The sequence below is a fragment of the Nostoc sp. GT001 genome (assembly GCF_030382115.1).
In the GTDB taxonomy this organism is placed as follows: Bacteria; Cyanobacteriota; Cyanobacteriia; order Cyanobacteriales; family Nostocaceae; genus Nostoc.
On the sequence record NZ_JAUDRJ010000006.1, the window covers coordinates 1 to 10,516 of the forward strand.

A 10,516-nucleotide genomic window follows, 5' to 3' on the forward strand; every position below is an offset into this window, starting at 1 on the left:
CCGTACAACAAAGGAATTTGGGTCGTGACAAAACTCCCCCTCCTTAATAAGAATTTGTCCTCAAATTCAGATGAAATAAGAGAATAAGATACCTCAAGATTCGAACAAGTGAGGATACTTGTCTCGCATTTCCGCTTCACGTTCCCAAGTTGCTTCCTCGAAGAATGATGTTGCCATAAGATCTTTACCAAAGGAATAACCTTCGTCCTCAATTTCTGCTCTCTTCGATCTAGAATCTGGATCGGTCGCTCAATATACGTCAAATCCTCCCGTAGAGGTAATGGCTCAACAACTAAAATATGCGACGGATCCGGTTCGTATTTTCGGAGCATAGAAACGTGAAAGACGCTGTGAATTCCCGACATTTCTGGTGGTAAATCTAAGCGATAAGCAACATTTCCCACTCGAGAAAGGATCTTGAAAGGTCCGATAAATCGAGGATTCAACTTTCCCCGTTTACCGAAGCGAAAAACGCCCTTCGTAGGGAAACCTTGAGAAAAACATTGTCACCTTCGCGAAAACTAGATCTCTGCGCCTCTTATCTGCATAGCTTTTCGCCTACTCTGCGTAGTCAAGAGTCGTTTACGAACCAACTGAATCACATCCGCATCTTTTCGAACCATTTCGGGGCCTAAAAGTTGCTTTTCACCAACCTCGTCCCAACAAATCGGCGAACGACACTTACGCCCATATAAAGCTTCGAACGGTGCCATCCCGATGCTCGCTTGAAAACTGTTATTATAAGCAAATTCGATCAATGGAATGTGACTGTCCCAAGCGCCTTTAAAATCTAGGACACAAGCACGTAACATATCTTCGAGAATTTGAATAGTCCTCTCGGATTGTCCATCGGTTCGAGGATGGAAAGTTGAACTCATAAGTAAATCACTGCCCATGGCTCGCTGTAGTGCTTTCCGAAGTTTGAAGTGAATCTAGAATCACGATCGGATACAATCGATACCGGAGCTCCATGATAACGAATGATAATATCCATAAATAATCTTGCCAATTTATCCAAGGAATACGTCATCGCGATCGGAATAAAGTGCGCCGACTTGGTAAGACGATCGATAATGACCCATACCGCATCATGGCCGCCCCTAGTTTTCGAAAAGAAGTAACAAAATCCATTGCTATATTTTCCCACTTCCATTCAGGGATAGGAAGAGGCTGTAATAATCCACCAGGTTTCCTGTGTTCGGCCTTAACCCTCCGGCAAGTGAGACATTTAGCGATGAACTCGGCTATATCTTTCTTCATTGCTGGCCACCGAAGTTCCTCTTAAGATCTTGATACATTTTCGTCACACCCGATGAACGGTGTAACGAGTAGCATGGGCTTCCTCGAGAATCAACCTCTTCAACTTCGCATTAATGGGTACGTAAACCCGATCCTGGAACAATAAAACACCATCGCTGCGAACTTGAAAAGATTTTGTTTCCTCATTATCGACGAGCTCACGCCACTTAATAGCCAATGCATCGTATACTTACGCCTCCTTAATCTTCTCAAGGAGAAGAGGATAAACTCGAATGTTTGCAAACATCACTCGAGTGCCATCTTCCAGTTCTTCCGGTTGCCAGTTATGAATTAAAGATACTAAAGCTGATTCTTGCGCTAATATACTAGCCATTACAGCTCTCGGACTAGACTTTCGACTAAGCGCATCAGCCTACGACATTGGCTTTACCCGGATGATACTCGATATTAACTTTGTAGTCTTCGATTAATTCTAACCATCGCCTCTGCCTTAGATTAAGTTCCTTCTGAGAAAATAGATACTGAAGGCTTTTATGGTCGGTCATAACCTCAAATTGAGCACCATACAGATAATGCCTCCAAGTCTTCAAAGCGAAAACGATAGCGGCTAACTCCAAATCATGAGTAGGATAGTTCTTCTCGGCAGGTTTCAACTGCCTCGAAGCATAAGCGATAACTCTTCCATTCTGCATCAATACGCATCCTAAACCACGAAGTGAAGCGTCGCTATAAATCATGAATCCTTCGTTACCCTCCGGAAGTGCAAGAATAGGCGTCGAAGTAAGCCTATCCTTTAACTCCTGGAAACTGCTCTCGCAAGCCTCGTCCCATACGAATTTAACATCTTTCTACGTGAGACGAGTTAAAGGCTTAGCGATCTTAGAGAACCCCTCGACAAATCTCCTGTAATAACCAGCTAACCCTAAGAAGCTGCGAATATCTGTCACGGTTGTCGGTCTCTCCCATTCTCGATCGCTTGAATCTTAGAAGGATCAACTGCAATACCCGTTGCTGAAATCACATGGCCTAGAAATGCCACGCTCTTCAACCAGAACTCGCATTTGCTAAGCTTAGCATAAAGTCGTTGCTCACGGAGAACTCCGAGAACGGTCGCGAGGTGTTCTTCGTGTTCGCTATCCGAGCGAGAATACACGAGAATATCATCAATGAACACTACCACAAATCGATCTAAGTAGGGTTGGAACACCCTATTCATCAATGCCATAAAAACTGTCGGTGCGTTCGTCAAACCAAACGGCATTACAATGAACTCAAAATGGCCATAACGAGTGCGAAATGCAGTCTTCATTACATCTGCATCTTTTACTCGTATCCGATGATAACCGGTCCGAAGATCGATCTTAGAAAATACGGAAGAACCTTGAAACCGATCAAATAATTCATCGATACGAGGAAGCGGATACTTATTCTTCACGGTGACTCGATTCAACTGTCGATAATCGATACATAAACGTAAGGAACCGTCTTTCTTCTTCACGAATAAAACTGGACTTCCCCACGGTGATGTACTCGGCCGTATAAATCCTTTGTCGAGTAACTCCTCTAATTGAGCTTTCAACTCTTTAAGTTCAAACGGAGCCATTCGATAAGGTGCTAAAGAAATTGGCCTCGTTCCCGACATCAAGTCGACCTCGAATTCGATCTCGCTCTCAGGCGGTATAGATGGTAGCTCTTCGGGAAAAACTTCAAGAAAGTCTCGAGCTACTGGAATATCCGCTAACTGTACTACATCTTTCTGCAGATCATGAACGCTTGCCAAGTAACCTTGGCATCCATCCATAAGAAGTCGATGAGCACGAATACTAGAAATAATCACTACAGGAGATGTACACCAGTCTCCTCTGAAAGTAATCACATCACTAGATGGACTATGAAAAGTCACGATCTTATTACGACAATCCATCCGAGCAAAGTGATGACCGAGCCAATCCATACCTAAAATTACATCAAAATCCGACATCTCGAGTTGTATCAGTCGGCCTTCAACACTCGAGCGTCGATAAGAATCTTGATATCTCTATATATAATATGACTAATAACATCTTTACCCATAGGGGTAGATATAATAAAAGGAGTATATAAAGTACTAGGTACTATCTCGTACATACAAGCAAAATTAGAAGAAACAAAAGAATGAGTTGCACCAGGGTCTAATAAAGCATAAGCCTTAGTAAAGGCAACATAAATTGTACCTTTCACCATCGCATTACTTGTCGATGCTTGTTTACTATTAACTGCTGCGACTATAGCTTTATTCTTCTGATTTTTGCCCCGATTGTTCGCCAGCTAGTGGGCAGTTAGAACGGATATGGCCTTGAATGCCACAATGAAAGCATTTACCCTTCTTCGAAAAATAATCTCGCTCGAAATGATTCGTACGACCACAAATGCCGCACGGATGAGTAATAACATCGGTACACGGACCCGTGAGATGGGTATAACCGTGATAGGCTTCTGATGACTACGCTTATCCTTCTTCTGGTGGTGCTTCTTCATACCCTTATGCCCTTAGAACTTAGGAACAAATCGATGTTGAGATTTGTGCGAAGATGATTCCCCGATATTATGCCTCGGGGGCTGTGATACAGGAACGATGGCAGTACTAGTAGACTTGCTTAAATTCTTCTCGGCTATTCTGGCTACAGCTAAGAGAGCTACAGGATCTCGCTCTCGGTGAGTCGTAACCTGAACTTTAATATCTTGTCCGAGCCCGTGTTCCCATTTATATGCTCGAGCTTCTGAGAGTAGATACGATATAAGTAGCATATTTAGATAAAGCATTAAACTTAGCATCATATTGATCAACCGTCATGTTGCCTTGTGTTAATGCTAAAAATTCGTAGATTCTTGCCTCTCGATAATCCTGAGGCACAAAGCGATCCAGAAATATGACTTTGAATTCATGCCAAGTGGGATCACGACCTTTCTCTCTCCAAGTACGGTCCTCTGTTGCCCACCACCGAAGAGCATAGTCCGTGAAAGAGTACGTGGCAAAAGACACTTTAAATTCAGCTCGAACTCCAAGTACTTTAAAGACGTTCTCGACCTTCTCCACCCAATCATCGACGGAAATAGTATTTGGAAGTCCGCTAAATTTATAATCCAAATGTTTATGAAAGCGATCCAAAGTCTTTCCTCTGTCATCCGATCTATCGAGAATAGCAGCTGCCTCAGCGGCATCTTGTCTTCTCGCAACACCCGAAATCGCATCATTCTGCAACTTCATATTTTCATTAACTTGTTCAAGTGCAGTGAGAAGATGATCGATACGGGGGTCGCCCGTAGAAGGTTGCGAAATACTGGGAGAACTAGCTCTCATTTCTGGAGTGCGGGGCTGCGTCGCCCTCGTAGTTCTGCGAGATGTACTATGCTCGGGGCCTTTCTTCTTTCGAGGAGCCATAGCTCGAATTCCTAAGAAGAAAGGAAAAAGAGATCAACGAAGTTCCTAAAGTCGAATGGAAGTCACGGTCGGTTAATGTTATAATATATATAAGTTTTGAAAATATTTTTGGGAACCACTCATGTTATGGATTGATTTTATGCATGTGCTCGATACCAAGCTGTGGGGACCCGGCTTAGAAATCCTCAATTTTTTTTTATAATAAAATCAATGATCGATTGCCAAGCCGAATTCCCACTAATCGATATTCAATCAATATCATTATTTAAATCATTCAATAATATTGCACGTGCATAATATCAGTTCATAAACAAATATTGTTATGAAAATATAAATACAATATTACAAAATATACATATTAGAGTTTACAAAAATACATTACGGAAAGTAGTGGTAAGTTCCAATTATACAAAATATAATTTAACATAATGAAAACATTATGTTTCATTGAGGTCGTCCCGTATAACCTCGCCATAACACGAGTGGTCACGGTCCCCAAGGAAGCATAATATTAACCTTGATCGTGCTGCGATCCATGACTTACTATACCAAAAATAAGCTGCTACGGAAGATCCGAATATCTACAACTGGATAACTGGAATGATGCGCGTATCTGCAACCAAAAGAAAAAGGTTGTGCATATAATGCAGTATCAGCCCGGATGACAACGAGGGCTGGTAGGTGTTATTAATTAAATCATGATTTTAAAATACGTAGGGGTCAATAATCATTTAAGGGATCTTTCACTTTGCAAATTAGGTAATTTAAGAGGTTGTATTCACATTTGCAGATTATAATCATGTGTATAAATATATACATATAGTAAATACTAAATATGAGAATCAAACAAGAACACATACATATTTAGCTATATATATATATATATGTATTCCAAAATTATAAATCTATAATATATATAAAAATCAATATGCATGCATGAACACACGACGATATCAATAAATATGGCAAGCACAATAAATCATGTAATGAACAATGACACATATCAGTTATGCAGCTCGACACTACATAACTTATCATATAATATATCTGGACGTCCGTTACCTTGTACTCATGACAAGGTTTGTCAAGACGATATGTCCGCTACTTAGCCCGACCGATGGCATTTCGCAAGAGGTCGTAAAAAGAAAAATGGGTATGGGATGCGACCGGAGAACACAAGCTACACAGTGAGGTAGCCGTAATCATATATGGTTGAGGGAGGGTTAGGCCTCCAGGAATCATATACCCCTTGGCACCTAACTGAGTTCTAAGTAGTCGGGATGGCGAGTCCTAATATAAAGTCACAAGGCTTGTACCAGCCAAGGAAAATAGTCCATCTCCTCAATACCTAACGCGTCCTAGTACGGAATGCAAGTTAGGCTGGGATGAAACCCCAATCAATGAATGGTGAACTCAGTTGGTGTGGCCCAATAATATTGGAACCATAGTGGCCAAGTGGCCCTACCAATGTCCAAGTTACCAAGGACGGTTACATTTCACCGGCCCCCATACCCCTCCACCTGCGCACACACGTTAGTACCATGCACTATACCACTTCAATATTTATTTAATTTCATTTTAATATCAATATCAATATCATATCCTTTAGTGGTTTATGCGTGCAAATACTAACATTTAAAAATGCACATAAAGTTCACATAAGCGAAAGGTACTAAGACCTGTGTCATTATGTTGTTCTCGTAGTTGTCCATATATAATATAATATGACGAATAATGTCTATGTACATTATATACATAATAGTTTGTCCCATTATTAATTAATTATATATCATATAAGTTGAATGGGATAGTAATTGTTTAGTCCATTGGGCCTTAGGCCCGCTTGAATTAAAATTCAAGTACGTGGGTAAATAGTACCCGAATGAGATTATGATCGCATATCTCATTAAATATTCATCATTGAATTATTATATTAATATTTTGGACATCTATTTAAAATATTAAATCAATTCGGGTCATTTGGCAAATTTCCAAAAAATGCCTTAAACCCTCCCGAGTGGGCGCCTCGTGGGCTCACGCGGGTTAAATTAATTAATTTAATTATTTTTGGACTTAATAATTAATTAATTAATTAAATAAAATCATCGTTAAAATTCGTGGTGATTAAATTATTTATTAAATAATGATCGGATTAAAATTCGAAATTAGATTTTAAGGCGCGTGACGGGTACCTCGCACCAATTGGGTCCGCTTAATAATTAAAAGTCACGCGTGAGGTACCGTTAGCCTTAAATATTTATTTTATTTTCTTTTGTGTGTTTGATTTATTTTAATTAGTCGCGTGTCATATATTTAGAAATAAGGTTATATTTATGGTGTGTTTACCTACGATAGGTTAATGGGTCTATTGGCCTAAGTATCTGATGTGACTACGTATATATATATATATATATATATATATATATATATGTATATATGTATATATATATATATATATATATATATATATATATATATATATATATATATATATATATATATATATACGTATATATATATATATATATATATATATATATATATATATATATATATATATATATAATATATATATATATATATATATATATATACATATATATATATATATATATATATATATATATATATATATATATACATATATATATATATATATATATATATATATATATATATATATATATATATATATATATATATATATACGCATGGCCAAAATGCCTATGCTCCTCCACCATTGGGCCTCTAAATTGGGCCTAACACTCACTACTTACTACTCCTATACTACACTTCACTCCTACACTACACTACTACCACTATACCTACACTCACCACACATCTACACCCCAACACCCCAACATATGGGCCGAATCGCTGTCAGGCAGATTCGGGTGGGCCTCAATTGGGCCCAAAACTCCTCACTAAACTCACTCCTCAATCTCACTCCTAACTCACCCTCACCTATCCCACTCTAACTCCATACCACTATCTCATACTACCCACACCCATGGACTCAAACCCAGCCCAAATAGGCTGGTACACTATCGTCGTACCGTGCACTGTTTGGTCGAATATGGCTTATGGTTGGGCCCAAAACTCAAGCTCCAAGCTAGTTACTTCTTCTTCTTCTTATAATTATTTTGTATATATTTATTTTGGTTTATTTGCAAGGTATACAAGACTTAGGAGGTGAGTTATACACTAAAATGGAGTCCATATATATATGCCAAAAATCTGATGAATAGTACCCGATGGGTATTTTCCCAATTTTTGATTTGTGTACAATTTGAGCACAAAGTAGAGATCATATATAGTCCTAAAATCATAAAGGGTATAATAATATTATTTTTGAGCATTATAATAAATATATTTTCAATATTTATATTATATATAAAAATATATATATTGGGTAGAAAAATACTCATTTTTAGGTCCAATGGGATAAAATTCTTCTCGTTTTTATTTTTCGATTTTTACCAAAATTTACATAACATTATATATAATTATTTTAAAGTGTATTATGAAGAAAAATGGGATTTTAAGGGCTCCTAGAGGTCCATACCCTCTAGGTCCTTAAAAATCCCAACTTTCTAATTTTTTTCATATTGGTTCCAAAATTGAAACTAAGTTTTAAAATATATTTTTAAACATTATATTAGTGTTTTAAATACTTTTTTAAGTATATATAATTATCTACATAATTAAAAACATGATAAAATTAAGAAACACCTACTTGGATTTTAAGTTTCCAAACTTGGAAATGATTTGTTGAAGCTTCCATAGCTTAATCTTGCTTCTAGCTTGATTGAGTTGAGTTGGAAAGATTGGAGGGTTTCACATAACATATATATATTTTAGGGTTCATTGGGAAGAGGAAGAAACAAGGAATATTTTTTGTGAAAGAAGGAGGGTTTGAAAATGAAGTTTGGAGGGTGATTTTGAGCTTGAAAATTGCATCAATGGTGGTTTTTCATATATTTTGAAATGTTCATTGAAGAAGATGAAGTTCTTAATTTAAAGACAAAAATTGTATTTATTTTTCATTTAATTTAATTTAGTTTGACTTGATCTTGGCCATTGATTTAATCAATGGCCATAATTGTGACAACACACATCTAACTCCATTAATTCACTCATTTAAGTTTACTTTTCCATATTTTAAAGGACATAAAATCCCTTAATTAAAGGAACTAAGTTAGTTGATTAAATTGGTTTAAAATGATATAGTTAGATGGGTAATTATATAGTTAGCTTAGTTAGAATACATGGAACTGAATTTTATCTAAGTGTTGGGAAGAATCCTACATTTTGGAAAATTAAAATTACAATTTGAAAGATGGTCCCATGGTGATTTTTATTGTTGATTGCCCTTAAAATAATTTATCCATATAGCTAAAAATAAGAAATCACAAAAATTCCAAGTTTATATGCCATTTCCAACAAAATTGGAAAAATCCCATAATTGCGCAATTTTTGGCGAAAAATGTTCGAAATTAATATTTAAAATTTTTATGATATTATTTGAGTAAAAATAATGTTATTTTAATCCCATGATTAGAAAAATATCAAATTTGAAAAATTCCAAGTTTTAGGTGCAATTATGGCTATTTTCGCAAAGTTGGAAAAATAAGGCAGTTTTGGCAATTTTTGTTTATTTGCGTTCATTTGAAATAATTGTTGTTCATATTGGGCGATATAATTTCATGGTTGCAAAATACTTGATCAATGCTAGAAAATTGAAGAATTTGAAGAAATATAATTTTTTGATAAAATATAGGCGGTTACAACGAAATTGGGACAATTCCGTACAATAGAGGAAATTTGGGTCGTGACAAAACTTCCCCCTTAATAGGAATTTGTCCTCAAATTCAGATGAAATAAGAAAATAAGATACATCAAGGCTCGAACAAGTGAGGATACTTGTCTCGCATCTCCGCTTCACGCTCCCAAGTTGCCTCCTCGGAAGAATGATGTTGCCATAAAACCTTTACCAAAGGAATAACCTTCGTCCTCAACTTCTGCTCCCTCCGATCTAGAATCTGGATCGGTCGCTCAATATACGTCAAATCCTCGCGAAGAGGTAACGGCTCAACAACCGAAGACATGCGACGGATCCGGTTCGTATTTTCGGAGCATAGAAACATGAAAGACGTTATGTATTCCCGACATTTCGGTGGTAACTCTAAGCGATAAGCAACATTCCCCACGTGAGAGAGGATCTTGAAAAGGTTCGATAAATCGTAAGGATTCAACTTTCCCATTTATTGAAGCGAAAACACCCTTTGTAGGGGAAACCTTGACGAAGAAGGGTAAAGGGAAAAGGGTAAAGGAAAAGAAATTGGAGGAGGATTGTGACCTCCCCCAATTAAAGACCTCATTTTATGAGGGGGCTTTAAACCCATTTGGGGGAAGGGAAAAGATACATACTCTAAAAAATCCATCCCTTTACCCTTTACCCCTTCCCTCCTTTCTTGGTAAAAATTAGATATACCAAAAGAGGTAGTTACTGAGATATCAGGTGTGACAAGATGAACTCAATGCCTATCCTTTAGTATATTTCACCAGATTACTACTTAATTTTGTTATAGATTGGAGAGAGGCACGCCGCTTCAAAAACTGACCAAAAGATTGTGGTTGTTATGAAGAGTAAAAATCAAGCTATTTTCGCTTTATTTGTAAAAAGCGCTATTATCTTTTCACCTTTACTATTATCTGCTGGTATTGCCAGTGGACAATCTGCGCCATTATCCAAACCAGCAACATCTCGTGCTGCGGTGTTATCAAATCAGGAACGCGAAGAATTAACGCGACTACGAATGCGAAAAGCAAGTT

4 protein-coding genes and 2 pseudogenes are annotated in these 10,516 nt (G+C 37.4%); 1 reads left to right on the forward strand and 5 read right to left on the reverse strand.

Annotated elements, in window-relative coordinates; all coding sequences use genetic code 11:
• Positions 1–1,667 precede the first annotated feature (1,667 nt).
• From QUD05_RS33860 to QUD05_RS34255, 5 genes and pseudogenes are all read right to left on the reverse strand, one after another.
• A pseudogene (locus tag QUD05_RS33860) lies at positions 1,668–2,078 on the reverse strand (Ty3/Gypsy family RNase HI domain-containing protein); the annotation flags it as partial.
• A gap of 125 nt (positions 2,079–2,203) precedes the next feature.
• Positions 2,204–3,214, reverse strand: coding sequence for a reverse transcriptase family protein (locus QUD05_RS33865; protein WP_354666198.1), 1,011 nt, complete (start codon positions 3,212–3,214; stop codon positions 2,204–2,206).
• Positions 3,209–3,483, reverse strand: a pseudogene (locus QUD05_RS34250) (pepsin/retropepsin-like aspartic protease family protein); the annotation flags it as partial. The pseudogene QUD05_RS34250 and the gene QUD05_RS33865, both read right to left, overlap by 6 nt.
• A gap of 520 nt (positions 3,484–4,003) precedes the next feature.
• Complete coding sequence (locus tag QUD05_RS33870; RefSeq protein ID WP_289800166.1) at positions 4,004–4,600, reverse strand: retrotransposon gag family protein; 597 nt, start codon at positions 4,598–4,600, stop codon at positions 4,004–4,006.
• 4,979 nt (positions 4,601–9,579) lie between these two features.
• Positions 9,580–9,945: a chromo domain-containing protein gene (locus tag QUD05_RS34255; RefSeq protein WP_354666197.1), complete on the reverse strand. Its 366-nt coding sequence runs from the start codon at positions 9,943–9,945 to the stop codon at positions 9,580–9,582.
• 378 nt (positions 9,946–10,323) lie between these two features.
• Here QUD05_RS34255 and QUD05_RS33875 point away from each other — a divergent pair.
• Positions 10,324–10,516: hypothetical protein (locus QUD05_RS33875; RefSeq protein WP_289800167.1), on the forward strand; the 193-nt coding region annotated here is incomplete at its 3' end.

What these genes read in the sequence shown, in the direction of transcription:
- QUD05_RS33865 (WP_354666198.1), bottom strand. Translation starts at nt 3,214, where the DNA reads ATGGATTGGCTCGGTCATCACTTTGCTCGGATGGATTGTCGTAATAAG.
- QUD05_RS33870 (WP_289800166.1), bottom strand. Translation starts at nt 4,600, where the DNA reads ATGAGAGCTAGTTCTCCCAGTATTTCGCAACCTTCTACGGGCGACCCC.
- QUD05_RS34255 (WP_354666197.1), bottom strand. Translation starts at nt 9,945, where the DNA reads ATGGGAAAGTTGAATCCTTACGATTTATCGAACCTTTTCAAGATCCTC.